This is a genomic window from Streptomyces africanus, assembly GCF_002150735.1.
GTDB lineage: Bacteria > Actinomycetota > Actinomycetes > Streptomycetales > Streptomycetaceae > Streptomyces > Streptomyces africanus.
The window spans coordinates 1-24,559 of sequence record NZ_MUKA01000065.1 but is presented as its reverse complement, the minus strand read 5'-3'; the positions used below and the strand labels follow the sequence as shown (position 1 = coordinate 24,559).

Annotated in this window: 23 protein-coding genes and 1 pseudogene; 8 read left to right on the top strand and 16 right to left on the bottom strand. The window is 71.9% G+C overall.

Annotated features, from left to right (window positions below; genetic code table 11):
* On the top strand, nucleotides 1-1,127 hold a 1,127-nt coding region (locus tag CCL05_RS10060; protein ID WP_143589862.1), incomplete at its 5' end, for an FHA domain-containing protein.
* 5 nt (nucleotides 1,128-1,132) lie between these two features.
* Here CCL05_RS10060 and CCL05_RS10055 read toward each other — a convergent pair.
* Complete coding sequence (locus CCL05_RS10055) at nucleotides 1,133-2,128, bottom strand: methyltransferase domain-containing protein (protein ID WP_086560167.1); 996 nt, start codon at nucleotides 2,126-2,128, stop codon at nucleotides 1,133-1,135.
* Between the two features lie 66 nt (nucleotides 2,129-2,194).
* Here CCL05_RS10055 and CCL05_RS10050 point away from each other — a divergent pair, with 66 nt between their 5' ends.
* Entirely contained in the window at nucleotides 2,195-2,608 is a 414-nt protein-coding gene (locus CCL05_RS10050) for a globin (RefSeq protein ID WP_086560166.1), read from the top strand.
* A gap of 21 nt (nucleotides 2,609-2,629) precedes the next feature.
* Here CCL05_RS10050 and CCL05_RS10045 read toward each other — a convergent pair whose 3' ends face one another.
* From CCL05_RS10045 to ettA, 3 genes are read right to left on the bottom strand one after another with little or no spacing between them, the layout of a single operon-like run.
* Nucleotides 2,630-3,298, bottom strand: a complete 669-nt coding sequence (locus tag CCL05_RS10045) for a DUF8010 domain-containing protein (protein WP_086560165.1) — start codon at nucleotides 3,296-3,298, stop codon at nucleotides 2,630-2,632.
* Nucleotides 3,295-3,708, bottom strand: a complete 414-nt coding sequence (locus CCL05_RS10040; RefSeq protein ID WP_086560164.1) for an acyl-CoA thioesterase — start codon at nucleotides 3,706-3,708, stop codon at nucleotides 3,295-3,297. The genes CCL05_RS10045 and CCL05_RS10040 overlap by 4 nt, the downstream gene beginning before the upstream one ends.
* Before the next feature lie 2 nt (nucleotides 3,709-3,710).
* Nucleotides 3,711-5,375, bottom strand: a complete 1,665-nt coding sequence (gene ettA / locus CCL05_RS10035) for an energy-dependent translational throttle protein EttA (protein WP_086560163.1) — start codon at nucleotides 5,373-5,375, stop codon at nucleotides 3,711-3,713.
* A gap of 270 nt (nucleotides 5,376-5,645) precedes the next feature.
* On the opposite strand from ettA, the gene CCL05_RS10030 reads away from it, so the two are divergent.
* The 3 genes from CCL05_RS10030 (at nucleotide 5,646) to CCL05_RS10020 (ending at nucleotide 7,726) form a co-directional block, all read left to right on the top strand.
* Nucleotides 5,646-6,047, top strand: coding sequence for a DUF4234 domain-containing protein (locus CCL05_RS10030; protein ID WP_208641440.1), 402 nt, complete (start codon nucleotides 5,646-5,648; stop codon nucleotides 6,045-6,047).
* A gap of 72 nt (nucleotides 6,048-6,119) precedes the next feature.
* Nucleotides 6,120-6,884 carry a hypothetical protein gene (locus CCL05_RS10025; protein WP_086560161.1) on the top strand — a complete coding sequence of 255 codons (765 nt, stop codon included), beginning with the start codon at nucleotides 6,120-6,122 and terminating at the stop codon, nucleotides 6,882-6,884.
* A 44-nt stretch (nucleotides 6,885-6,928) separates the two neighbouring features.
* Complete coding sequence (locus tag CCL05_RS10020) at nucleotides 6,929-7,726, top strand: DUF1963 domain-containing protein (RefSeq protein WP_086560160.1); 798 nt, start codon at nucleotides 6,929-6,931, stop codon at nucleotides 7,724-7,726.
* Nucleotides 7,727-8,038: 312 nt separating this feature from the next.
* Here CCL05_RS10020 and CCL05_RS10015 read toward each other — a convergent pair whose 3' ends face one another.
* The 8 genes from CCL05_RS10015 to CCL05_RS09980 all read right to left on the bottom strand — a co-directional run bounded on the left by CCL05_RS10015 (nucleotide 8,039) and on the right by CCL05_RS09980 (nucleotide 16,404).
* A complete protein-coding gene (locus CCL05_RS10015; RefSeq protein WP_029181646.1) occupies nucleotides 8,039-8,260 on the bottom strand; it encodes a hypothetical protein in 222 nt (73 codons plus the stop codon).
* Between the two features lie 117 nt (nucleotides 8,261-8,377).
* Nucleotides 8,378-9,349 (bottom strand): N-acetylglucosamine kinase, encoded by a 972-nt coding sequence (locus tag CCL05_RS10010; RefSeq protein ID WP_086560159.1) that lies wholly within the window; start codon nucleotides 9,347-9,349, stop codon nucleotides 8,378-8,380.
* Nucleotides 9,340-10,605 carry a 6-phospho-beta-glucosidase gene (locus CCL05_RS10005; RefSeq protein ID WP_086560158.1) on the bottom strand — a complete coding sequence of 422 codons (1,266 nt, stop codon included), beginning with the start codon at nucleotides 10,603-10,605 and terminating at the stop codon, nucleotides 9,340-9,342. The genes CCL05_RS10010 and CCL05_RS10005 overlap by 10 nt, the downstream gene beginning before the upstream one ends.
* A 4-nt stretch (nucleotides 10,606-10,609) precedes the next feature.
* A complete protein-coding gene (locus CCL05_RS10000; protein WP_086560157.1) occupies nucleotides 10,610-11,503 on the bottom strand; it encodes a carbohydrate ABC transporter permease in 894 nt (297 codons plus the stop codon).
* Nucleotides 11,500-12,444, bottom strand: a complete 945-nt coding sequence (locus CCL05_RS09995) for a carbohydrate ABC transporter permease (RefSeq protein WP_086560156.1) — start codon at nucleotides 12,442-12,444, stop codon at nucleotides 11,500-11,502. The genes CCL05_RS10000 and CCL05_RS09995 overlap by 4 nt, the downstream gene beginning before the upstream one ends.
* 3 nt (nucleotides 12,445-12,447) lie before the next feature.
* Complete coding sequence (locus CCL05_RS09990) at nucleotides 12,448-13,785, bottom strand: ABC transporter substrate-binding protein (protein WP_086560155.1); 1,338 nt, start codon at nucleotides 13,783-13,785, stop codon at nucleotides 12,448-12,450.
* 56 nt (nucleotides 13,786-13,841) lie between these two features.
* A complete protein-coding gene (locus CCL05_RS09985; protein WP_086560154.1) occupies nucleotides 13,842-15,053 on the bottom strand; it encodes an ROK family transcriptional regulator in 1,212 nt (403 codons plus the stop codon).
* Between the two features lie 250 nt (nucleotides 15,054-15,303).
* Nucleotides 15,304-16,404 (bottom strand): mechanosensitive ion channel family protein, encoded by a 1,101-nt coding sequence (locus tag CCL05_RS09980; RefSeq protein ID WP_086560169.1) that lies wholly within the window; start codon nucleotides 16,402-16,404, stop codon nucleotides 15,304-15,306.
* Between the two features lie 319 nt (nucleotides 16,405-16,723).
* On the opposite strand from CCL05_RS09980, the gene CCL05_RS09975 reads away from it, so the two are divergent.
* Entirely contained in the window at nucleotides 16,724-17,260 is a 537-nt protein-coding gene (locus CCL05_RS09975; protein WP_086560153.1) for an HNH endonuclease, read from the top strand.
* A gap of 94 nt (nucleotides 17,261-17,354) precedes the next feature.
* On the opposite strand, the gene CCL05_RS09970 is transcribed toward CCL05_RS09975, so the two are convergent.
* The 4 genes from CCL05_RS09970 to CCL05_RS09955 all read right to left on the bottom strand — a co-directional run bounded on the left by CCL05_RS09970 (nucleotide 17,355) and on the right by CCL05_RS09955 (nucleotide 23,612).
* Nucleotides 17,355-18,710 (bottom strand): FtsX-like permease family protein, encoded by a 1,356-nt coding sequence (locus tag CCL05_RS09970; RefSeq protein ID WP_086560152.1) that lies wholly within the window; start codon nucleotides 18,708-18,710, stop codon nucleotides 17,355-17,357.
* Entirely contained in the window at nucleotides 18,707-19,393 is a 687-nt protein-coding gene (locus CCL05_RS09965; RefSeq protein ID WP_086560151.1) for an ABC transporter ATP-binding protein, read from the bottom strand. Before CCL05_RS09965 ends, CCL05_RS09970 begins: the two co-directional genes overlap by 4 nt.
* Nucleotides 19,390-19,923 (bottom strand): PadR family transcriptional regulator, encoded by a 534-nt coding sequence (locus tag CCL05_RS09960; protein ID WP_086560168.1) that lies wholly within the window; start codon nucleotides 19,921-19,923, stop codon nucleotides 19,390-19,392. The genes CCL05_RS09965 and CCL05_RS09960 overlap by 4 nt, the downstream gene beginning before the upstream one ends.
* Before the next feature lie 83 nt (nucleotides 19,924-20,006).
* Nucleotides 20,007-23,612, bottom strand: coding sequence for a beta-N-acetylglucosaminidase domain-containing protein (locus CCL05_RS09955; RefSeq protein WP_086560150.1), 3,606 nt, complete (start codon nucleotides 23,610-23,612; stop codon nucleotides 20,007-20,009).
* Between the two features lie 223 nt (nucleotides 23,613-23,835).
* On the opposite strand from CCL05_RS09955, the gene CCL05_RS09950 reads away from it, so the two are divergent.
* Nucleotides 23,836-24,132 carry a hypothetical protein gene (locus CCL05_RS09950; RefSeq protein WP_086560149.1) on the top strand — a complete coding sequence of 99 codons (297 nt, stop codon included), beginning with the start codon at nucleotides 23,836-23,838 and terminating at the stop codon, nucleotides 24,130-24,132.
* Nucleotides 24,133-24,559, top strand: a pseudogene (locus CCL05_RS09945) (4-alpha-glucanotransferase); the annotation flags it as partial.

Below are 24,559 nucleotides of genomic sequence, written 5' to 3'. Positions count from 1 at the left end.
GAGGACCGGGCTGGCCGGGCGTGCGCTTCCAGCCGCCCGGCCAGCCCGGTCCTCCCGGCCCGCCCGGTCCTCCCGGCCCGTCGTACGGCGGCGGTGACTCGTACCAGTACCAGGGCTCCCGCCCGTCGCAGGTGAACCGGCCGGCCGAGCCGCTCCCGCCGTTCGGCAGCGACCCCTCGGGCCACCCGGGTCCCGGCGGCCCCGGCGGTCGTCCCGGTCCTGGTGGTCCCGGCGGTCCCGGCGGTCCCGGTGGCCCCGGTGGTCCTCCCGGTCCGCCCGGATTCGGCCCCGACCCCTCGCGTCCGGTCCCGCCTCCGCCCGGTCATGGGGGCCCCGGCGGTCCTGGTGGTCCCGGTGGTGGCCCCGGCGGCGCTCCGCAGGGCTTCCAGCAGTCCGGCCCGCCGGCCCCGCCCGGGTTCCCACAGGAGACCCAGCGTCCCCAGCAGGGCGGTCAGTCCTTCGGCGGCGGCGGTGACGACTGGGTGATCTCCCCGCCGTCGTCCACCGGCCCGGGCGGCGGTCCTGGCGGCCCCGGTGGCCCTGGCGGTCCAGGCGGCGGTCAGGGCGGTGGCTACGGCTATCCGCAGCCCGGCGCCACCCAGGCCCCGCCCGGTCCCCCCGGCGGTCAGGGGGGTGGCTACGGCTACCCGCAGCCCGGCGCCACTCAGGCCCCGCCCGGCCCCGGCGGCTTCCCGCAGCAGCCCCAGGCTCCCCAGGGACCGGCGACCTGGACCGCGACCATCGGCCCGGACCGTGAGTACTTCATGGCGATGATGCAGCGCTCCGGCCCCGAGGCCGCGGGCCTGAACCTGCCCGCGTACTCGCCCGAGCAGCAGCGCACGCTCACCGGCAACCAGATCACGATCGGCCGCCGCCGGCACTCCACCGGCGACACCCCCGACATCGATCTCTCGGTGCCGCCGGAGGACCCGGGCGTCTCGCACCAGCACGCGGTGCTGGTCCAGCAGCCCGACGGCAGCTGGGCGGTCGTCGACCAGAACTCGACGAACGGCACGACGGTCAACGGCTCGGAGGACCCGATCCAGCCGTTCGTCCCCGTGCCGCTCCAGGACGGCGACCGGGTGCACGTGGGCGCCTGGACGACGATCACGATCCGCCGCGGCTGAGCCTGTCACGACGGGAGGGGCCAGGCGTACGGCCCCTCCGGGTCGTCCAGCCAGGCCCACTCCCGGTCCCCGCGGACGGTGATGCCGTAGCGCTCGCGCTGCGGCCTGCCCTCCTGCTCCCACAGCGAGTGCGCCTCCTGCGGGTCGAGGGTGCCGCGGGTCAGGGCCAGCAGGAACCGGAACAGGTCCTCCTCCCTGGCCCGGCGCGGTACGCCGCCCAGCTGGAGCGGCTCGCCCCCGGGCCGGCTCCCGCCGCGCAACGGCACGAAGTAGGCGGGCGTGTGCAGGAAACGCCCCTCGGCGTGGTCGGCGTCGGTCACCGTGAGCGCCATCAGGCCGGTGGCGAGCGGCATCAGGATCCGGCCACCGGGGCGGCTCTGGGCGAGCCAGGCGCGCGGCACGGTGCTCAGCGCGCAGGTGGCGATGATCCGGTCGAACGGCGCGCGCTCGGGCACGCCCCGGGCGCCGTCGCCGGTGACGACGATCGGGTGGTACCCGGCCGCGGCCAGGTGCCGGCGGGCCGACTCGGTGATCTCCGGGTCGAGATCGACGGTGGTGACCCGGTCGTCGCCCAGCCGGTGGGCGAGCAGCGCGGCGTTGTAGCCGGTGCCGGCCCCGATCTCCAGGACGGTGTTCCCGTCCTGCACGCGCAGCGCGGCCAGCATGTCCGCCATCAGGGACGGCTGGCTGCTGGAGGAGAGCAGTTCGCCGTCGCGCAGCCGGGTCGCCAGCGGGGTGTCCTCGTAGGCGCCCCGTATCCACCGCTCACGCGCCACGGGGTCGGGGCTCTCGCCCCACCGGCGTTCGAAGCCGCCGGCGACACCGACGTAGTAGTACGGCACGAAGAGGTGACGCGGGACCGCCGCGAACGCCTCCCGCCACACCGGGTCGGCGGCCCAGGCTCCGCTCGCGTCGATCCGGCGCACCAGCGCCGCCCGTGCGGAGGCGGCGAGATCGGCCGATTCCCTGTCGCGTTCCCTGTCGGGTGCATGCCCGCCCATACCCCCACAGTAAGGGCACCGGGGCCGGTCCTAGGCCTTGAGTCCTATGTCCCCGCGTCTGAGAGCATGGAGGGCGTGAGAGAGATTCGGCGCGGCACGCTTCAGGAGCAGACCTTCTACGAGCAGGTCGGCGGGGAGGAGACCTTCCGTCGGCTCGTCCACCGTTTCTACGAGGGAGTCGCCGAGGACCCGCTGCTGCGGCCCATGTACCCCGAGGAGGACCTGGGCCCGGCCGAGGAGCGCCTCACGCTCTTCCTCATCCAGTACTGGGGCGGCCCCACGACGTACAGCGACAACCGCGGCCACCCGCGCCTGCGGATGCGGCACGCGCCCTTCACGGTCGACCGGGCGGCGCACGACGCCTGGCTGAAGCACATGCGGGTCGCCGTCGAGGAACTCGGGCTCTCCCAGGAGCACGAGGAGACGCTGTGGAACTACCTGACGTACGCGGCGGCCTCGATGGTGAACGCCCCGGGCTGACAGGCAGGGGCGTGGCGGGGGTCAGCGGACGCTGACGTCCAGCGCCCCGAGCCCGGCCTGCCGTACGGCGACCGACCCGTACGGCGTGCGCAGCCTGAGCCACGCGCCCGACGAGAACAGCGCCGGCGGCACTCCCGGCCGCAGGAAGCCCAGCGACTGCGCGGCGTGCACGGCCCGGACCGGGAGCCGGGTGGCGCCGACCGTACGGGACCAGATGTCCCGCCCGATCCCGTCCAGCTCGGCCCTCGTGCGCCGCTCGGCCGGCAACTCCTGCGTACGGGAGCGGAACTCGGCGACGGACGAGGCCACGAGGGATCGCAGCGCGTCGGGCGCCGGCAGCCCCGGCTCGGCCCGCCAGCCGCCGCGCGGCGGCAGCACGCCCGCCCACGGCGGCCCGGTCACCGCGCCCGGCACGACGGCCGTGGCGCCCTTCTCGTCCACCGACTCCAGCAGCTCACCGGCGGACACGGTCACGTCCAGCGTGACGTCGAGCCCGTCCTCGTACGGCTTGGCCAGCCGCACCGCGCGCACGGCCAGCACCTCGAAGGACGGCGGCCGTCCGAACACGGCGAGCGCGGTGCCGGCCGCCTGGAGGCGCACCGCGGCCCCGCGGTCGTAGTGGAGCAGCCGCGAGAGGAAGGCCGCGAGGTCCGCCGCCTCCCCCTCGTCGGCGAGGTGGAGCACCGTCATGCGGCGACGGCCTCTTCCTCGTCGTCGTCCGTGTACTCCCGGAGGAACTCCCGTTCCTCCGGGGTGAGCCGGCGCGGGCGCTGTGCCTCGAAGTCGAACGGCACGATCACCGTCGAGGCCCGGACGTAGACCGCGTCGTCGTCCTTCACCTCGTAGGTGAGGGTGAAGGACGCCGCCCTGATCTCCGTGACCCACAGCTCGATGTCCACCGGGTGGTGCCGGTGGACGAGTTGCCGCTTGTAGTCGATCTCATGGCGTGCCACCACGGACCCCTGCTTGAAGTCCTTCTCCGGACGGAACAGGAAGTCGATACGGGCCTCCTCCAGATAGCGGAGGAACACCACGTTGTTGACGTGGCCGTACGCGTCCATGTCCGCCCAGCGCAGCGGGCAGCGGTAGATGTGCCGCAAGATCAGCCCCGGGTCAGCTTCTTGTAGGTGGCGCGGTGCGGACGCGCGGCGTCCGGGCCGAGCCGCTCGATCTTGTTCTTCTCGTACGACTCGAAGTTGCCCTCGAACCAGAACCACTTGGACTCGCCCTCGTAGGCGAGGATGTGCGTGGCGACCCGGTCCAGGAACCACCGGTCGTGGGAGACGACCACGGCCGCACCCGGGAACTCCAGCAGCGCGTTCTCCAGGCTGCTCAGGGTCTCGACGTCGAGGTCGTTGGTCGGCTCGTCGAGGAGCAGCAGGTTGCCGCCCTGCTTGAGCGTGAGCGCGAGGTTCAGCCGGTTGCGCTCACCGCCGGAGAGCACACCGGCCGGCTTCTGCTGGTCCGGCCCCTTGAACCCGAAGGCGGAGACGTAGGCGCGCGAGGGCATCTCGACCTGGCCCACGTTGATGTAGTCCAGCTCGTCCGAGACGACCGCCCACAGCGTCTTCTTCGGGTCGATGTTCTCGCGGCTCTGGTCGACGTACGAGATCTTGACCGTGTCGCCGACCTTGATGGAGCCGGAGTCGGGCTCCTCGATGCCCTGGATCATCTTGAACAGCGTCGTCTTGCCGGCGCCGTTCGGGCCGATGATGCCGACGATGCCGTTGCGCGGCAGCGTGAAGGAGAGGTCGTCGATAAGCAGCTTCTCGCCGAAGCCCTTGGTGAGGTTGTTGACCTCGACGACGACGTTGCCCAGGCGCGGCCCCGGCGGGATCTGGATCTCCTCGAAGTCCAGCTTCCGCATCTTGTCGGCCTCGGCGGCCATCTCCTCGTAGCGGGCCAGGCGCGCCTTGGACTTGGCCTGCCGCCCCTTGGCGTTCGACCGCACCCACTCGAGCTCTTCCTTGAGGCGCTTCTGCCGCTTGGCGTCCTTCTGGCCCTCGACCTTGAGGCGGGCGGCCTTGGTCTCCAGGTACTTCGAGTAGTTGCCCTCGTAGGGGTAGAGGCGGCCGCGGTCGACCTCGCAGATCCACTGGGCGACGTTGTCGAGGAAGTACCGGTCGTGGGTGACCGCCACGACGGTGCCCGGGTACTTGGCCAGGTGCTGCTCCAGCCAGTTCACGGACTCGGCGTCGAGGTGGTTGGTGGGCTCGTCGAGCAGCAGCAGGTCGGGCTGCTCCAGCAGGAGCTTGCACAGCGCGACGCGGCGGCGCTCACCACCGGACAGGTTGACGACGGGCCAGTCGCCGGGCGGGCAGCCCAGGGCGTCCATGGCCTGCTCCAGCTGGGCGTCGAGGTCCCAGGCGTTGGCGTGGTCGAGCTGCTCCTGGAGCTTGCCCATCTCGTCCATGAGCTCGTCGGTGTAGTCGGTCGCCATCTGCTCGGCGATCTCGTTGAACCGGTCGAGCTTGCCCTTGATCTCGGCGACACCCTCCTGGACGTTCTCCAGGACGGTCTTCTCCTCGTTCAGAGGGGGCTCCTGGAGCAGGATGCCGACCGTGTAGCCGGGGGTGAGGAAGGCGTCGCCGTTGGACGGCTGCTCGATCCCGGCCATGATCTTCAGGATGGTCGACTTGCCGGCGCCGTTCGGGCCGACGACGCCGATCTTCGCTCCCGGGTAGAAGCTGGTCGTCACGTCGTCGAGGATCACCTTGTCGCCGTGCGCCTTACGCGCCTTGCGCATGGTGTAAATGAACTCAGCCAAGAGAAACCGTCCGGCAGCTTGAATACGGCAGTGGGCAGATACACCCCATCTTGCCGTACCGCCACCCCTGGGTGGAAACGCGTTAGGTCAGAGGGCTCTGACCTGGGGTTTCGTGGTCGACGGCGGAGGCGAGCCGACCCGTCTCGGTCGCCATCGGCCCGCCCGGGGCGCCCTCGCGCGGCCCGGAGGCGGCCCTGCCGAGCGTCCCCGAACCTCACCACGCGCGCGTGGCGGCGGGGCGTGATGCACTGGATTCATGGGAGGTGCGTCATGTCAGGTCGCGCTGGAAAAACCCGCAACATATTTCTTGTTTGGCTGATCTGGCCGCTGATCACGCTGGGCATCTACCATCTGGTCTGGTATTACAAGGTGAATCGCGAAGCCCAGGATTTCGATCACCGGATCGAGGTCAACCCGGTGATGGCGCTTCTGGCTCTGGCGGTCGGCTGGTTGCTGATCATTCCGCCCTTCGTGTCGGTCTACAACACCGGTCTGCGCATTGCCCGCATGCAGCAGTCGGCCGGGATGGAGCGGAGCTGCAATCCCTGGATCGGCCTCATCCTTTTCATCGTGGCCGGCCTGTACCCGCTCTACTACCAGCACGAACTGAACCAGATCTGGGCTCACTACCACGTGCCCGAAGAGGGCGAGCAGGTGCCGCTTGCGGCCTGACGTGGGGACCGCGTAGCGTGGCGATCTTCGCTCGGCGGAAGTCGTACGGAGTCCTCGAAGGCCGGGCACACCATGCTTCTCGCCCCTCATTCCGCACGCCGCCGCCTCGGTGCCGCCCTGGAGAACCTTTCCGTCATCTTCCGCGGCATGACGGCGCATCCGGATGAGCACAATTGCGCATGCCACTGGGGGAGCGCTGAGGAGCTCTCTCTCCTGAAAACACCGGACGTGGAAGTGGAGCCGGATCTTCTGCGCCGGACCTGGCAGGCCATCGACTGGACCGATCACGCTGCCGTGCTGCGCCGCATACTGCCGCAGTTCGCAAGGGCCCTGGTCGCCGGTCGCGCGGAGCCGTTGTTCGGGCTGGAAGAGGCCGGATACTCGTTCGCCCGCGGCTGCTGGCAGCAATGGCCCGACGAACAGGCCGAGTCGGTACGCGAGTTCCTGCATGCCTGGTGGGTGCAGAGCCTCACCGACCCGGATGCGGTCGTCCCGGCACACCAGGTCTTCGCGATGTGTGCCGAGGCGTCCGGAACGGTCGGCCCTTGGTGTGCCGACTGGGAGGAGCAGACGGGGCGCCTCAGCGACCGCCGTCTCATCGAGGCGGCCGCGGAATGGGAGAGCGCGCTCCTGCGGGACACGCTGCCGTGGAGCGTCGGCTGGTACGAGCACGACGAGGAGGAACTGCGCGACGCACTGGTCGCCTGGCTCCTCGCCCACGCTGCGGTGCGGCTTCGCGAGTCAGGCGCGTCGGCGGAGCTGCAGCACCGGATACGACTGCTCGGACTCACCGGTGAGGAGCGCTGGACGGATCCGCACTGGCCCGGCTACCGATGACGGAAGGGTGGCCGACTCCGAACGCATGTTGAGAAGATCCCGGCATGCAGTTCGATGATCCCGCCGGCTTGAGCCGGGTATGCACAGAACGGCTCGGTGAGAGGGCCGGTCGGCAGTTTGCCGCCATGGCCCGCCGCGGCTTTCGACTCGTCCCGTCGACGGGAAGTGTCCAGGCCACCGGTCGGTGCCGGCTCGGTGGGCCTGCCCTCCTGGAACCGGGGACCGTATGGCCCGAACAGAGCGGGGTTCCCTTGTCCCTGCACGCCGTACTGGACACCGATGCCCTCGCCGCATGGCTGGGCGATGAACTGCCCGTACGACCTGGTCTGCTCAACTTCTTCTATCTCGATCCGGACCTGCCGTACGAGGAGTACCGCAAGCTGGACATGTACGGAGCCGGGGTGTGCCGCGTGATTCCCGCCGACCCGGCACGGGCCGTCGACACGGCGGCACCCGAACCAGCGAGAAGCTACCCCGCGATACCCGTCCACGCCGCCGAGGTGACCATGCTCCCGGACTGCTGGGACGTCGAGGACACGGACCTGGAGTTCGACAGGGAGCAGCACTGGGGAGCGCCGTCACTCATTCTCAGCGAGATGGGAGATCTCGACGGGAACACCGCCGGCAGTCACTGCGCCTTCGGCTGGCCGGACACCTCGCACACGCTCCAGGTGTCGTCCCGCGACGACGACGGCTCGGCTGTCCATCTGCTCCAGCTCGCCGAGGACACCGAACTCGGATGGGGCTGGGGGGACGCCGGAACGCTGTACTTCACGATCCCGGTCAAGGCACTCGCGACCGGCGACTTCCGCGAGGCAGTGGCACAGGTCATCTGCGGCTGACTGGTCCGAGCCCGCCGCAAACAGCCCCTCATCGGCAAGGAAACCGCTGGTGAGGGGCGTTTTCGTGCCCTCGCGGGCCAAGTTTTGGTGTCAGTGCCGGTCGCCGTTGAGGGGCTCCGGTGCTGTCGCGCCGTCGTCCTCTCCGAAGTCCGGGGCCTGGAAGGGGTTCGTGGTGGGAGGCGGCGAGGCCGTGGCCGTGCTCCGGGGTGCCCCTTCCGGGGCGGAGAAGAGCGAGGTCAGATCGATGGGAGGTCTCCTTCTGGTGCCAAGCCCCGGAAGGGACCTGGTGTGCCGTGACCGGGCACAGCGGTGTCAGAGCTTGGTCATCTTGGCGTACGGGCTCAGGATCCGATGCTGGGCCGAGCCGAAATCCACGAGGACCGCGATTCCGTCCTCGATGCCGATGACCCGGCCGAGGCCGTACATGTCGTGTGTGACCTGGTCGCCCACAGCGAAGTGCTTGGGAGCTGGAATGACCGGGGCCCTGAAGGGGCTGGTGGGCAGATGGCGCTTCGGTGCAGCAGGCTTTGTCATTGCCCCTAGTATGCGCCCTCGCGTGTTCGGGCGCCTTCGTCTGTCCGTCTCCGCTGTCCCGCAGGGCTCCGGCCGGTCCCGTGAGCGGGCCTCTCTCACGTCCCGTAGTACGCCCCCTCACGCCCCGAAGTGCGCCCGCAACCGCTCCTGTGCCCCCTCCCCGGCCGCCACCGTGTCCAGCCCCAGCAGCGCCGCCCCGAGGACAGGGCCGGCCGTGACGACCTGCGGGGTCGCCTTGGGCGCCCGGTCGGACAGCACCTCGGCGATCCTGCCGTTCAGCAGGGCGTGCCGGGCGGCCAGGACCCCGCCGCCCAGGAGGACGGGCGTCGGTTCGTCCAGGAGGTCCAGGCGGGTCAGGGCCACCACGGCCATCGCGACCACCTCGTCCGCCTGCCGTTCGACGATCTCGCGGGCGACCGGGTCGCCGTCCGCCGCCGTGGCGAAGAGGACCGGCGTCAGCTCGTGGCGCCGCGATTGTTCTACGGCGCCCAGGTGCAGCGCCTCGACGAGGGCGTACATCGACGGCAGGCCGAAGTGGGCCGGGAGGGTGTGGGCCAGGGCCGTGGGGCGCCCCCGGCCGTCCTCCGCGCGCGCCGCGTGCCACAGGGCCTCCTCCGACAGGCCCCAGCCGCCGCCCCAGTCGCCCGAGACCCTGCCGAGCGCCGGGAACCGGGCCGTGCGGCCGTCGGGGCGCATGCCGACGCAGTTGATGCCCGCGCCGCAGACGACCGCGACCCCCCGGGGTTCCGTCACACCGGCCCGGAGGATGGCGAAGGTGTCGTTGCGGACCGTCACCGTCGTGCCCCAGCCGCGCGCCTGCAGCGCCGCCGCCAACTGGTCCTCCTCGACCGGGAAGTCGGCGTTGGCGAGGCAGGCCGAGACGTGGTCGACGGTGGTGAGTCCGGCGGTGGACAGGGCCTGGCCGACCGTGTGGGTGAGAGTGGTCATCGCGGTGTCCAGGCCGACCGCGGGCGGGCGGAAGCCGCCGCCGCGTGCCGTGGACAGGACCTCTCCGTCCGCCGTCACGATCGCGACGTCCGTCTTGCTGTTGCCGGCGTCGATGGCGAGGACACGTGCGGTCAGGCCCACGCGAGGTGCTCCCGGTTGTGTGCGATCAGTCGGTCGGTGAGCGTCTCGGCGTACTCGTACTGGCCGATGAGGGGGTGGGCGAGGAGGGCCCGGAACACGCGGGTCCGGCCGCCGTGCAGAGCCGCCTCCAAGGCCAGGTCCTCGTACGTCGTCACGTTGGCCATCAGGCCCGCGTAGAGGGGGTCCACGGACGGGACCGGGAGGGGGGTGGCTCCCTGCGCGCCCACCGCCGCCTGGACCTCGATGACCGCGTCGTCGGGGAGGAACGGGAGCGTGCCCCGGTTGTACGCGTTCACCACCTGGTAGGGCGTGCCGCCGCCGCCCAGCAGGGCCGCCGCCAGGTCCACCGCCGCCTCCGAGTAGTAGGCGCCGCCCCGCCTGGCGAGCAGGGCCGGCTTCTCGTCCAGGGACGGGTCGGCGTACAGGGTGAGCAACTCGCGTTCCATGGCGGCCACTTCGGCCGCGCGGGAGGGCTTCGCCCCGAGTTCTCGTACGACCTCGTCGTGCGCGTAGTAGTAGCGCAGGTAGTACGACGGGACGACGCCCAGGCGGTCGAAGAGCGGGCGGGGCAGGCGCAGGTCCGCCGCGATCGTGTCGCCGTGGTCGGTCAGCAGTGTGGGCAGGACGTCCTCGCCTTCCGGGCCGCCGAGGCGTACTCCCGTTTCCCAGGTGAGGTGATTGAGACCCACGTGGTCCAGATGGACGTCCGGGGGCTCGACGCCCAGCAGGCCCGCGAACTTGCGCTGGAGGCCGATCGCCACGTTGCACAGGCCCACCGCCTTGTGGCCCGCCCGGAGCAGGGCGCGGGTCACGTTGCCGACCGGGTTCGTGAAGTCGATGATCCAGGCGTGGGGGTTCGTACGGCGTACCCGGTCCGCGATGTCCAGGACCACCGGGACCGTGCGCAGGGCCTTCGCCAGGCCGCCGGCGCCGGTCGTCTCCTGGCCCACGCAGCCGCACTCCAGGGGCCAGGTCTCGTCCTGCTCGCGGGCCGCCTGGCCGCCGACGCGGAGTTGCAGGAGCACCGCGTCCGCGCCCTCCACCGCCCGGTCGAGGTCGGTCGTGGTGGTGATGCGGCCGGGGTGGCCCTGGCGGGCGAAGATGCGGCGGGCGAGGCCGCCCACCAGGTCCAGGCGGTCCTGCGCCGGGTCCATCAGGACCAGTTCCTCGACGGGCAGGGTGTCCCTGAGGCGGGCGAAGCCGTCCACGAGTTCGGGTGTGTAGGTCGAGCCTCCGCCGACCACGGTGAGTTTCATGTGTCTAACCCTTTACTCCGGTGAGCGTGACTCCCTCTACAAACGCCTTCTGGGCGAAGAAGAACACGAGGATCACGGGGGCCATCACCAGCACGGTGGCGGCCATGGTGAGGTTCCAGTCGGTGTGGTGGGCGCCCTTGAACGACTCCAGGCCGTAGGAGAGGGTCCACGCGCCCGGGCTTTCCGAGGCGTAGATCTGGGGGCCGAAGTAGTCGTTCCACGCGTAGAAGAACTGGAAGAGGGCCACCGCGGCGATGCCCGGTTTCGCCATCGGGAGCACGACCTTGAGCAGCGTGCGCAGGTCGCCGCAGCCGTCCACCCTGGCCGCGTCCAGGTACTCGTCGGGGATGGTGGTGAGGAACTGGCGCAGCAGGAAGATGGAGAACGCGTCGCCGAACGCCATGGGGATGATCAGCGGCCAGAGCGTGCCGGACAGGTCGAGCTGCTTCGCCCAGAACAGGTACATCGGGATGATGATCACCTGGGGCGGCAGCATCATCATCGAGATGACCAGCATCAGGGCCAGGTTGCGGCCCCGGAAGCGGAACTTCGCGAGGGCGTAGGCCACCGGGATCGAGGAGACCACCGTGAGCGCCGTGCCCAGGACCGCGTAGAACAGGGTGTTCCGCCACCAGGTGAGGAAGCCGGGGGTGTCGAAGACCCTGCGGTAGTTGTCCCATTCCCAGGTGTGCGGGATCAGGTCGCGGCTGAGCGCCTGGCTGTCGCTCATGAGCGAGGTGAGGAAGACGAAGAGGAAAGGGAGGGTGAAGAAGAGGGCCGCCGCGACGCCCAGGGAGTGGATCGCGATCCATTCGAGGAACGCCCTGCGGTGGGCCGTGCGCTGCGCGGGAGAAGGGGCCGCCTTCGACTCCAGGGGCCTGTCCAGTAGTTGGGTCATCGGTCACCTGCCTGGATCAGACCGCCCTTGCGGCGCATCAGGAGTGCGGTGAAGGCCATGGAGAGGGCGAACAGGACCAGGGCGACCACGCAGGCGGAGCCGTAGTCGAAGCGCTGGAAGCCCAGGTTGTAGACGAGTTGGGGGAGGGTGAGGGTCGACTTGTCCGGGTAGCCGGGCTCGAACTGGGTGCCCGCGCCCTGGATCACGCCCGAGGCGACCTTTCCGGCGATCAGCGGCTGGGTGTAGTACTGCATGGTCTGGATCACGCCGGTGACGACCGCGAACATGACGATCGGGGAGATGTTCGGCAGCGTGACGTAGCGGAAGCGCTGCCAGGGTGTCGCGCCGTCCAGTTCGGCCGCCTCGTACTGCTCCTTCGGTACGTCGAGCAGCGCGGCCATGAAGATGACCATCAGGTCGCCGATGCCCCACAGGGCCAGGAGGGTGAGGGCCGGCTTCGACCAGGCGGGGTCGTTGAACCAGCCGGGGGCGGGGAGTCCGGTCTTCTCCAGGAGTGAATTGACCGGGCCCGTGCCGGGGTTGAGGAGGAAGGCGAAGGCCATGGTGGCCGCCACGGGCGGGGCCAGGTAGGGCAGGTAGAAGAGGGTGCGGAAGACACCCGTAGCCGTCTTGATCTTGGTGATCAGCAGGCCCACGCCCAGGCCGAAGGCGACCCGGAGCGTGACCATGACGAGGACCAGCCACAGGGTGTTGCGCAGGGCGGGCCAGAAGAACGGGTAGTGCTCGAAGACGTACGTCCAGTTCTTCGTGCCCGACCACGCCGGCGGCTTGAAGCCGTCGTAGTGCATGAAGGAGAAATAGACGGTGGAGAGCAGGGGGTAGGCGAAGAAGACCGAGAAGCCGATCAGCCAGGGGGAGAGGAAGGCGAGGGTGCGCAGCGTCGAGCGGCGGTGTTTCGCGCGGAGTGTGTAGGTGCTCATCTCTTACTTCGCCTGCGCGATGTCCGTGTCGATCTGCCGGGCCGTCTTCTTCAGGCCGGCCTTGAGGTCGGTGGCCTTGCCGCTCTCGTAGTCGTAGCCGAACTCCTGGATCGTGGTGAGGTAGACGCCGCCGTTGACGGAGGCGGGGGCCGTGGTGGAGTCCGGGTCGGCCGCGATGTCGAGGAACGTCTTGAAGCGCGGGTCGTACTTCAGCTTCGGGGACTTCAGGGCCGCGAGCGTGGAGGGCACGTTGTGGATGGCGTTGGAGAAGTTCACCACCGCGTCCGTGTCGGTGGTCATGTACTTCACCAGCTCCCAGGCCGCGTTCTGCTTGGTGCTGGTCGCCGCGATGCCGGCGATGGTGCCGGTGATGTAGCCCTTGCCGTACTGGCCGGCCTGGTCGTCGGGGACGGGCAGCGGGGCCACGCCGATCTCGAACTCGGGCTTGGCGTCCAGGGCCATGCCCAGGCGCCACTCGCCATCGAGCTGCATGGCGACCTGGCCGGTGTGGAAGGGGTGCTTGGGGCCCCACTCGTCGCCGAGCCCGGAGCGGTAGGTCTCGAGCTTGCGGTAGCCGCCGAGTGCGTCGACCAGCTTCTTCTGGACCGTGAAGGCCTGTGCGAAAGCCGGGTCCTTGGCGACGTTCGACGTGCCGTCCTTGTCGAAGTACGTGGGGGAGAACTGGCCGAGGTAGTGCTCGGTGGTGGTCTCCCAGCCGTGGTAGTCCGGCATGAAGCCGAGCTGCTTGTAGGAGTCGCCCTGGGGGATCGTCAGCTTCTTGGCGACCTTCTCGAACTCGGACCAGGTCTTCGGCGGGGCGGCGATGCCCGCCTTCTCGAATGCCGTCTTGTTGTAGTAGAGGCCGTACGCGTCGCCGAGGAGCGGGACCGCGCAGCGGTTGCCCTCGAACTGGGTGTACTCGTTCATCGCCTTCGGGAAGGTCGTCTCCGGGTCGATGCCCGACTTCTCGAAGAACGGGTTGAGGTCCACCAGGGCGCCGGAGGAGCAGAACCTCCCGACGCTGTTCGTGGTGAACGACGAGATCACGTCCGGGGCCTTGCCGCCACCGGTGCGCAGGGCCTGGTTGATCTTGTCGTCGGTCATGTTGCCGACGACGTTCACATGGATCCTGGGGTGCGTCTTCTCGAAGCCGGCGACCAGGTCCTTGACGGCCTTCACCTCGGAGGGCGCGCTCCAGGCGTGCCAGAAGTTCAGGGTCGTCTCCTTCGAGGCGTCGTCGGAGGCGCCGGAGTCCGCCTGGCCAGTACAGGCCGTGGCGAGGAGGGCGAGGGAGGCGGAGGCGGCGAGGGCGATGGCCGCTTTTCGGGATATTCCGGGCATGGCAGAGCTCCCTGAGGTACGGGGGAAGAAGGGAAATACCGGGGAGGGGGGTGGGGTCAGCGGGAGGTGTCGAAGACCTCGTCGCGCGTGGTCGCGAGCGCGCTCTCCAGCGCGCCGCGCAGCACGGGGTGTTCACGGACGTCGCCCACGACCAGGCGTGGGCGGGACGCGGCCAGTTCCTCCAGCTCGGCCTGGACGAGGGCGCGCAGCGTCTCGCCGCCCGAGGTGAGGGACGCGCCGCTCAGCACGACGAGCTCGGGGTCGAGGACCGAGACCAGGGAGGCCAGACCGGTGGCCAGCCGGGTCGCGTAGGTCCGCAGGAGGTGGCGGTGCGGTTCGTCGTCGGTCTCCGCGGCCCGGGCCACCAGGTGTGCGGCGGCCTCGGCGTACGGGCCCGCGGGGATGTCCTCGATGCCGAGTTCGCGGGCCAGCCCGGGGACGGCCTGGGAACCGGCCAGCTCCTGGTAGCCGCCGCTGTTGGCCTTGGTGACCTGGCGGACCAGGGGCGTGCCCGGCACCGGCAGGAAGCCGACCTCGCCGGCGCCGCCGGTCCAGCCGCGGTGTAGCCGGCCGCCCAGCACCAGGGCGGCGCCCAGGCCCTCCTGGTTCCACAGCAGCACGAAGTCCGTGTGGTCCCGGGCCGCGCCGAGGCGCTGTTCGGCGAGCGCGACCAGGTTGACGTCGTTCTCGTACTCGAACGGCATCGGCAGGGCGGCGGCGAGCTCCTCCAGCAGGGTGGGGGAGTGCCAGCCCGGGAGGTGGGAGGCGTAGCGCAGACGGCCCGTGGTGGGGTCGAAGGCGCCGGGGGTGCCGATGACGAGCCGGTGGATGTCGCCCCGGGCCAGGCCCGCCGCCTTCACCGCGCCGTCCAGGGCGTCGGTGACCTGCTGGACGACGGGGACGCCGGTGCGCCTGCCGGGGGTGGGCAGCTCGTGGCGGCCGACCGTACGGCCGGTGATGTCGGCGACCGCGGCGAGGATCCGCTGCGGGGTGACGTCGAGTCCGGCGGCGTACCCGGCCGCCGGGTTGACCTCGTACAGCTGGGCGTTCGGGCCCGGCCTGCCCTCGGTGGTGCCGGTGGCCAGGACGAGGCCCGCGGCCTCCAGGCGGGCCAGGAGCTGGGAGGCGGTCGGCTTGGACAGGCCGGTGAGCTTGCCGATCCGGGTGCGGGACAGCTGCCCGTGCTCCAGCAGCAGGTCCAGGGCGGCCCGGTCGTTCATGGCGCGCAGGACGCGCGGGGTGCCCGGCGTGCCGGCGGTTCCTGCCATGCCTGTCCACCTGCCCTTCGGCTGCTCAGCTTCTCAGTGATCAGCCGGGGAAGTCCATCGCCGACCTGCGGTTGATCACTGTTAGGAAAGTTTCCTATCGGTGGGGAGGAAAGTAAGCCCGGCGCCGCGCGGGCGTCAATAGGGGACGGTCCAGGCAACACAGTCGTTACCCGGGCAGGCGAAAACAGGGCACGTAAAGAGGGCGGCACCCGGAAGACCCGGGTGCCGCCCTCGTCGTGCGGCGGGACGGTTACTTCGTGGTGCTCGTCGGCGGTGCGACGGGCGTGAGCGGGGACGCCGCCGCCGACTGCGGGGACGACGAGTTCGCGTACACCGACGGGGCCGCGATCCCCTCCGTCGGGTCGGCGGAGCCGTCCTGTGCGGGGGCCGTGGCGCCGCCGACGATCTGGATGTCCGCCGCGTCGAACGCCCGCTTGACGCGCCAGCGCAGTTCGCGCTCCACGGTCAGGGACTTGCCGGGCATCGTCTTGGCCGAGACGCGCACGACCATGGAGTCCAGCAGGACGCTGTCCAGGCCGAGGACCTCGATCGGGCTCCACAGCAGCTCGTTCCAGGGCTCCTCGGCGTTCATCTTCTCGGCGACCTCGTCCAGGGTGGCCTTCACCTTGTCCAGGTCCTCGCCGGCGTGGACCGTGACGTCGACGTTGGCCGTTGCCCAGCCCTGCGAGAGGTTGCCGATCCGCTTGACCTCGCCGTTGCGGACGTACCAGATCTCGCCGCCGTCGCCGCGCAGCTTGGTCACGCGCAGGCCCACCTCGATCACCTCGCCGGAGGCGACGCCCGCGTCGATCGTGTCGCCGACGCCGTACTGGTCCTCCAGGATCATGAAGACGCCCGAGAGGAAGTCCGTGACCAGGTTGCGCGCGCCGAAGCCGATCGCCACACCGGCCACACCGGCGGACGCCAGCAGCGGGGCCAGATTGATGTTGAACGCGGAGAGGATCATCAGGGCCGCGGTGCCCATGATCAGGAAGCTGGCCACCGAGCGCAGTACCGAGCCGATCGCCTGCGAGCGCTGGCGACGGCGCTCGACGTTGACCAGCAGCCCGCCGAGCCCGGAGCCGTCCACGGACTGGCCGGACCGGTTCATGCGGTCTATCAGCTTGGTGATCGCGCGCCGGACGACGACCCTCAGTACCGCCGCCACCACCACGATGAGCAGGACCCGCAGGCCGATCGCGAGCCACGTCGACCAGTTCTGCTCGACCCAGCCGGCGGCGTTCGTCGCGCTCTCCTGGGCGTCCTGGAACGAGGGCACTCTCGGGGTCTCCGACTCCGAGGGGGTCGGCGACGGGCCGGCGGCGAGCAGGACGGCGTCCGCGAGGGACAAGGACACGGCAGGTACCTCCAGGTGCAGCGGTCTGCCCCGGCACGGTGGTTCAGGGGGGTCAAGGTCACGACTGGGTCACCGAAGGGGCAGAACCACCACACTAACGGGGCATTGTGTGTGCTCCTGCGGGATGTGTGAAGGAGAGACCGTGCTCACCTGGGCTTGAACACGCCATGATCCTGGGGATGAATGGGATGTGGTCGAAAACACTCCCAGCCCGTTACGGGGACATGGTGGCGCTTTCACCAGGCATGAGGGGAGACTGGCTACGAATCGTCCCGGCGCGAGCCACGCGCCGCCGGCGTCCAAGGAGGCATCCGTGCCGCACGTCCTGGTCCTCAACGCGTCGTACGAGCCGCTAGGTGTCGTACCGCTCCGCCGCGCGCTCGTCCTCGTCCTCGAGAACAAGGCCGTCTGCCTCGAGGAGTCCGGCGCCTATCTGCACAGCGCGACCGTCACAGTCCCCGCACCCAGCGTGGTCCGGCTCAAGCGGTTCGTCCGGGTCCCCTATCGGGGGCCCGTTCCACTGACCCGCCGGGCGCTGTTCGCCCGTGACGGGGGCCGGTGCATGTACTGCGGTGGCGTCGCAACCAGCGTCGACCACGTCATCCCGCGCAGCCGCGGGGGCAAGCACGTCTGGGACAACGTGGTGGCGTCCTGCCGCCGCTGCAACCACGTGAAGGCCGACCGTCACCTCTTCGAGATCGGCTGGCGGCTGCGCCACAAACCCGCTCCGCCCTCCGGCCTGGCCTGGCGCATCATCGGGACCGGCCATAGGGACCCGCGCTGGCTGCCGTACTTGCAGCCGTACGGCGCGGACGACGCCATGGCCCGGATCGACGGCATTTCCGCCTGACGAGGATCCGGGCCTTCGTATTGCCGCGCGCGGCCGGCCGACCGGCCCGGGGAACCCCCGTTCCCCCGGGCCGGCCCGTCATGAGGCGGGGCGCTCACGCGTACCGCAGCTCCCCGGGGCGTACCGAGCGGCGCAGCAGGGGCAGTGAGGTGGCCGCGGCCAGCAGGCATGCGGCGTAGACGGCGACGGGCACCAGGGCGATCGCCCAGGGCGCCGGCCGGCCGGAGAGCACGGCGTACCCGGTGCCGATGGTCATCCCGCCCAGGCCCGAGAGCAGCATGGCGGGGGCGAGCGGCAGCGCGGTCTCCAGCAGCAGGGCCCGGCCGAGCACCGTGTGCGGCACCCCGGCGGCGGCCTGCGCGGCCAGGCCCCGGCGGCGGGTGGCCAGGGACTCGGCGGTGCCGACGGCGAGGCCGGACAGGGTGATCGCGAAGGCGATGGCGATCGCGGCGCCGGTGAGGTCGAGGCCGGTGGTGTAGTAGGACGCGGGCTCGGCGAGGTGCCGCGTGCTGTGCACCACGTCGCTCAGCACCTGACGGATGCCCAGGAAGCCGGTGCCCACGACCGTCACCAGCAGCACCGCCGCGTGCGTGCGGGCGGCCGACCAGGGGTCCTCGCGCAGTCGCTCCGCCGCGATCAGCGTCGCCGCCGACCGGGCCCGGGGTGCGAGGACCCTCCCGGTCGCCTTCGCGGTGGCCCCGGAGAGCCACACCGCGCCCGCGCCGACCACGAGGACCACGCCCATCACCGTCAGCGGCACCCTGCCGTTCGGCCGGTCGGGGGCGGCCGTGGACGTGGTGACCACGGTCAGCAGCGCCAGCACCGCGACGAGCAGCACCCCGGCCAGGAACAGCAGCCCGGGCCCCCGTCCACTGCCGGGCCCGATCCGGCGGACCCAGCCGAGCGGGGAGGCCACGACCCGGCGCAGCGCCAGTGCGCCCGCCACCGCGCCCAGCACCGGTACGGCGACGGCGACCAGGGCGATCCCCACCCAGGCCAGGGCGGTCGGCCGGTCCCACTGGCGCAGCAGGAGCAGCACCGAGAGGACGGTGGCGACCGCCGAGCCCAGCAGGCAGGCCAGGCCGGTCTCCAGCGCGGCGATCCGCCGGACCTGCCAGGGCGTCGCCCCGGCCAGCCGCAGCCCGGCCAGCCGCCGGTCGCGGTGCACGGCGCCGATCCGGGCGCACTGGCCGAGGAACCCCAGCACGGGCACGAGCAGGAGCAGCAGGCCGACGATCACGCCGGACCGCGTGCCGGGCTCGTCCAGCAGGCCCGCGGCGACGGGCACCTGGTGGCCGCCCCGCAGGGAGGCCAGGGCGACGGCGGCCAGCGCGAACCCCGTCGCGAGCGCGGCGCCCGTCACCGTCAGCGCGACCCGCCACCACTCGCCCCGGTCGGAACCACGGGTGAGCTCCCAGGCGAGACGCAGATCGGAACGCAGGGAGTTCACGCCGTCACCTCCAGCGGCACCACGGCGCCGTCCCGCAGCTGGACCTCACGGTCCGCGTACGCCGCCACCTGGGCGTCGTGGGTGATCAGCAGGACCGCCGTGCCCGACTCGCGGGCCGTGTGGACCAGGGCCGTCATGACCTGCTCGCCGGAGAGCGAGTCCAGGGCTCCCGTCGGCTCGTCGGCGAAGACCACCCTCGGACCGGTGACCAGGGCCCGGGCCAGCGCGGTGCGCTGGGCCTGGCCGCCGCTCATCTCGCCCGGCCGCAGGTCCTGCTGTCCGCGCACGCCGAACCGCTCCAGCCACTCACCGGCAAGGGCCCGGGCCCGGGCGCGGTCGGTGCCGGCCAGCAGCAGCGGCAGGGCGACGTTGTCCAGGGCCGTCAGCTCGGGGATGAGCTGCCCGAACTGGAACACCACGCCGAACTCGGTCCGCCGCAGCTCGCTCAGCCGCTGCTCGGGCAGGTCCGCGAGTCGCCGGCCGTCGTACGTCACCGAGCCCTCGTCGGGCCGGACGATCCCGGCCAGGCAGTGCAGCAGCGTCGACTTCCCGCTGCCGCTCGCGCCGGTCACCGCGAGGATCTCACCGGTGTGCAGCTCGACCGACGCCCCGCGCAGGGCGGGTGTCCTGCCGTGCGCCTTGGTGAGGCCGCCGGCCGTGAGAAGAGGCACGGGTCTGTTCATGCTGCGTCGACCTCCGCGGTCAGGGTGGTGAGCCGGGCCGCCGTGGTGCTCATCCAGCGGAGGTCGGCGTCGAGGTGGTTGAGGGCGTAGTCCGCCGAGAGCACGGTCGCCAGATCCGCGCCCTTCGCGGCCTTGAGGGCCGTGAGCTCCCTCATCCGCTCCATGTGGGCGGCGCGCTGGGCACTCAGATACCCGGCCGGGTCACCGCCCGAGAGGATCGCGACGACGACCTTGGCGAAGATCTCGTTCGCCACGAAGGGCGCGGGCGGGGCGATCTCCCCGGCCCAGCGGGACAGTTCGCGTGCCCCCTCCTCCGTGGCGCGGTACATCGTCCGCTCCGGGCCGCCGTCCGAGTCGGTGCCCTCGATCTCGGCGAGGCCGTCCCGGACGAGGCGCTGCAGGGTCGTGTAGACCTGCCCGTAGGCGAGCGGGCGGGCCTGCGGGAAGCGTTCGTCGTGGCGTCGCTTGAGGTCGTACCCGTGGCTCGGACCCGTCGCGAGCAGGCCCAGCAGGAGGTGGCGGGTGCTCATGGCGATCATTATGTACTCAGTACATGTACTGAGTGAATAGTGGGCGCCGATCCGATTTCGCCACCGGACCCGGGGGATGGGGATCACTCCGTGACGGCGTACGCCTCCACCGACCACAGCGAGTAGCCGTACGGCGTGGCCCGCTTCTCGCCCTGCACCCGTACGAAGCGCACGTCGCGCTCGTCCATGCGGACACTCTCCCGGCCGCCCCGGCCGTCCCGTACCGCCGCCGCCGTGCGCCAGCGGCGGCCGTCCGGCGAGACCTGGACGCGGTACGCCGAGGGGTGGGCGTCCTGCCAGCGCAGCACGACCTGCCCGAGCCGCACCGGGCGCGGCAGCTCGACCTGCCACCAGGCGCCGTCGTCGACGGGGGACGACCAGCGGGTGTCCGGGTCGCCGTCGTTCGCCGCCGACGCGGGGAAGCCGGGCGTCTCGTCGGCCGAGGAACGCGCCGTGCCGGTGCGGGCCAGGTCGGGTCCGCCGGTGGGCGGGAAGGCCCGGACGGTGAGGGTGCGGGTCGCTCCCGCGAACCCCAGCCGGATGTCGTAGGACCGCTGCGGCGCGCCGCGCTCCACCGTCACCTCGACGGGGACCTCCACCTTCGTGCCGCGCGGCACGGCCAGTTCGGTCCTGGGCACCTTCACCCGCACGCCCTCGGGTGCCTCGACGGTGAGCCTGCCGCGGGCGTCGGCGGGGCGCAGCGAGCCCAGGCCGGCCGTCAGCCGCCGCGTCCTGCCGGTCTCGGCGTCCACGCGGTCACGCGTCAGCTCCAGGGACGTGGCGGGGGAGTCCGCGAACCACGGCACCAGGTGACGTACGCGGGACGACGCGGGGCCGGTGACCCGTACGGCGTCCACCCGCTGCCCGGCCCGCACCTCGGTCGCGCCCGAAGCGGCCAGCCGGCCGGCCCGACGCCAGCCCCGGCCCGGCACGTGCACCTCGACGTCGCCCTCGGTGCCGGGGTCGGTGAGGGCCGTCACCGCTGTCAGGGACCGGGGGTGCGGGAAGCGCAGGGTGCGGCCGTCGCCCGGGTCACCGGGGCTCGGGGGCGGCTCGTGGTCGATGCCCGACCAGGCCGCGTACGCCTTCTGCGCGCGCTGGAGGAAGGGATCCAGGACGTCCGTGCCGACCTTGACCGGTGCCGGCTCCAAACGGGCGCGCAGCGCACCGAGCCGGCGATACGCCGTCCAGGCCGCCGCCGCGTCCCCGGCGCGCTGCGCGTCCAGCATGTCGAGCGCGACGGTCCCCGCCTCGCCGTAGCGCGCCAGCTGCCGCGACCAGGGGGCGACCTCCGGAGCGAGGGCGGTGCCCGCCAGCCGCCGGGGCAGCTCACGCAGCACGGCGAACGCCTCGCGCAACCGCCGGGCGGCGTCGTCGCCCGTTCCGGGACCACGGACGTGGGCTCCGTCCGCCCGGGAACCAACCCTGGCTCCGTCGGGCCCGGGGGCACTCGCCTGGGTTCCGTTCGGCCCGGGGTCGCTTGCCTCGGCTCCGTCTGCCCGGGGAGCACTTGCCCCGGCCCTGTCGGGCCCGGAGGCACTTGCCTGGGCTCCGTCGGGCCCGGGGCCAGTCACTCCGGCTCCGTGAGGCCCGGGGGCATCCGCCCGCGCTCCGTCGGCTCCGGGACCGCTTGTCCGGGCTCCGTCCGCCCGGGGAGTACTTGCCCCGGCCCTGTCGCGTCCGGAGGCACTTGCCTGGGCACCGTCGAGCCCGGGGCCGGTCACCCCGGCTCTGTCGGGCCGGGCGGCATCCGCCCGCGCTCCGTCCGCTCCGGGACCGCTTGTCCGGGCTCCGTCCGCCCGGGGAGTACTTGCCCCGGCCCTATCGCGTCCGGGGGCACTTGCCTGGGCACCGTCGAGCCCGGGGCCAGTCACCCTGGCTCCGTCGAGCCCGGGGGCACCCGCCCGCGCTTCGTCCGCTCCGGGACCCCTTGTCCCGGCTCCGTCCGCCCGGGGAGCACTCGCCCCGGCCTCGTCGGGCCTGGAGGCACTCGCCTGGGTTCCGTCAGGCCCGCGGGCACCCGCCCTGGGTCCGTCCGGCCCGGGGTCACTCGCCCCGACCCCGTCCGGCCCGGGGTCGCTCGCCCCGGCCCCGTCCGGCCCAGGGGCACCCGCCCGGGCTCCGCTCGTCGCGCCCGCCGCCGTGTGGGTCTGCCAGTACGCCTCGGTCAGGGGGCGAAGGTACGCCGACTCCTCCTCGTCGAGGACCGACGAGGCGTCGTTGGCGGCCAGTGCGGTCAGGGCCTCCTCGCGGCGGCGGTCTCCGTCCGCCAGGTCGGCGATCGCGGCGCGCCAGGACTCGCCGGGGCGGTAGGCGCGCGGGTTCCAGGCGTAGTCGGCGGCGGTGAACAGCGGGATGCGGGACGCCTCGGGCTGCTGCATCGCGTTGGCGAGCAGGGCGGTTGAGCCGGTGGCGACGGCCGGCTCGCGGCCCCGGTAGGGGCCGAGGAAGAGACGGCCGGGCTCGTAGTCGTTGACCGGGTAGTTGTCCATCGTGACCAGCGGATGCCGGAACGCCTCCCGGGCGTCGGCCAGTTCACCGCCCGTGATGGTGCGGGGCACCACCCCGACGCCCGTCCACGCCACCTCGACCCCCGGGTCCAGCGTGCTCGCCAGGGCCCGCCGGTAGTCGGTCGTGCCGTCCTCGTAGTACTCGGTCGGCATCAGCGACAGACCGGCGGCGCCGGGGTGCCGCTCCGCCAGGTGCCGGGCCACCGCGTTCGCCACCCGGCCCTGCGCCCGCGCGGCCGCCCTCGGGCCGGAACCGAACCGGTCGGCGTCCGCGTCACAGTGCCACTCGCTGTAACTGACGTCCTGGAACTGGAGCTGGAAGGCCCTGAAGCCCAGCGCCCACATCGCGTCGAGCTTGCGGGTCAGCGCCCGCACGTCGGCGTCCGACGCGAAACACATCGCCTGCCCCGGGGCCACCGCCCAGCCGAGCGTGACGTGGTTGCGGCGCGCCCGCTCGGCCAGCTCCCGGAACTCGGCGCGCTGCTGCGCCGGGTACGGCTCACGCCAGCGCGCCTGCCGGTACAGGTCGTCCCCCGGGGCGTACAGGTAACGGTTCTGCTTGGTGCGCCCCATGAAGTCGAGCTGCCCCAGCCGCTGCCGGTGCGTCCACGCGGTGCCGTAGAAACCCTCGGTGATGCCGCGCACGGCGGTGCCGGGCCAGTCGCGTACGACGGCGGCGGTGATCATGCCGTCGGGGCGCAGGAGCTGCCGCAGGGTCTGGACCGCGTGGAACAGGCCGTCCTCACCGGTGCCGGTGAGCGAGACGCCGCCCCCGCCCACGGACAGCTCGTATCCCCCGGAGGGGAGGGCATGGCGGTCGTTCCGGCGGACGGGCTCCGTGCGCATCCGCACGACCAGCGCCCCGGGCCCGGCGGAGTCCGTGACGCGACGGGCTCCGGCCTGCCGCAGCAACGCGCGCAGGGTGTCGACGGCGTACCGATCCGCCGTCGGGTCCGTGATCAGCGCGACCTCGTCGGTCACCGCGACCGGTGCGCCGTTGCCACGCAGGGACTGGGGGCGCGGCCAGACGGAGAGGTCCGGCCCGGCGGTGTCGGCGACGGTGGCCGCGGTCGCGCCCGGGACCGGCGGGGCCGCCACCGCGGCGGGCGCGGAGCCGAGGGTTCCGGCGACGACCGCGACGGCCAGAGCCGCTGCCCGCTTCCCACGCCGCAGTCCCACAGGCCCCCTCCAGGTGTGTTCGACCGGGAGAACGAGCCCACCACCCGTCCGGTGAAGGTGTCAACGAGAGTGGCCGTTATCACTGGATTGCCGGAATCTGGAAGGAGGGGAGGGCAGCGGAATGTGAGCAGAAGCACGATGTCCGGCCTGGGGTGTCTGCCTTCGCGTCGACTGGGTAGGGCTGCGATAACCGTTGAATGCCGTACCCGACAAGGAGGCCCCCGTGGCTGCGATGACTTTCCTCCCGCTCCCGGCCCAGTCCAAACCCGTGGCGGACCCGTCCAAACCCGTGGCGGATACGTCCGCCGACCTCGACCCCCACTATGACGATCCCCGCTACGAAGACCCGCACTACTGCGTCTTCAGCTCCGAGAACACCTGCGCCGAGCCCCCGCTGACCAGCGAGACGCCGCTGCCCGACGCCGAGCCCCTCACCAGCGAGCCGCCGCTCGCCGAATCAGCCCCCCTCACCAGCGAACCCTCCGCCTTCACCTTCGTCCCGGACTTCTCGAGGTCGTAGATGACCGAACCCCGGCCGGCCGAACCGCCTTCCGAGGACCTGTCCCGCCTCGCCGAACTGCACGGCGTCGCCACCTCGTACAGCTCGTCCCCGGACCGTACGGTCGCGGCCTCGGCCGCCGCGGTCACCCTCACCCTGGCCGCTCTCGGCGTGGACGCGAGCACGCCCGGCGCGATCAGCGCCGCGCTCGCCGCCCGGGAGCGGCAACTGGGCGCCAGGCTGCTGCCGCCCACGGTGGTCGGCTGGGGCGCAGGCCCCCCGGCCGCCCTGGCCGCTCTCCCCGAGGGAAGCCGGCTGCTCATCGAGACCGAGCAGGGCGAGACACGCGCCTCGGCCGAGCACCTCCCGCCCGGGGTCCACCGGCTGACCGCCACCGCCCCCGACGGCCGCGCGGCCACCGCCCACCTGGTCATCGCCCCGCCCCGCC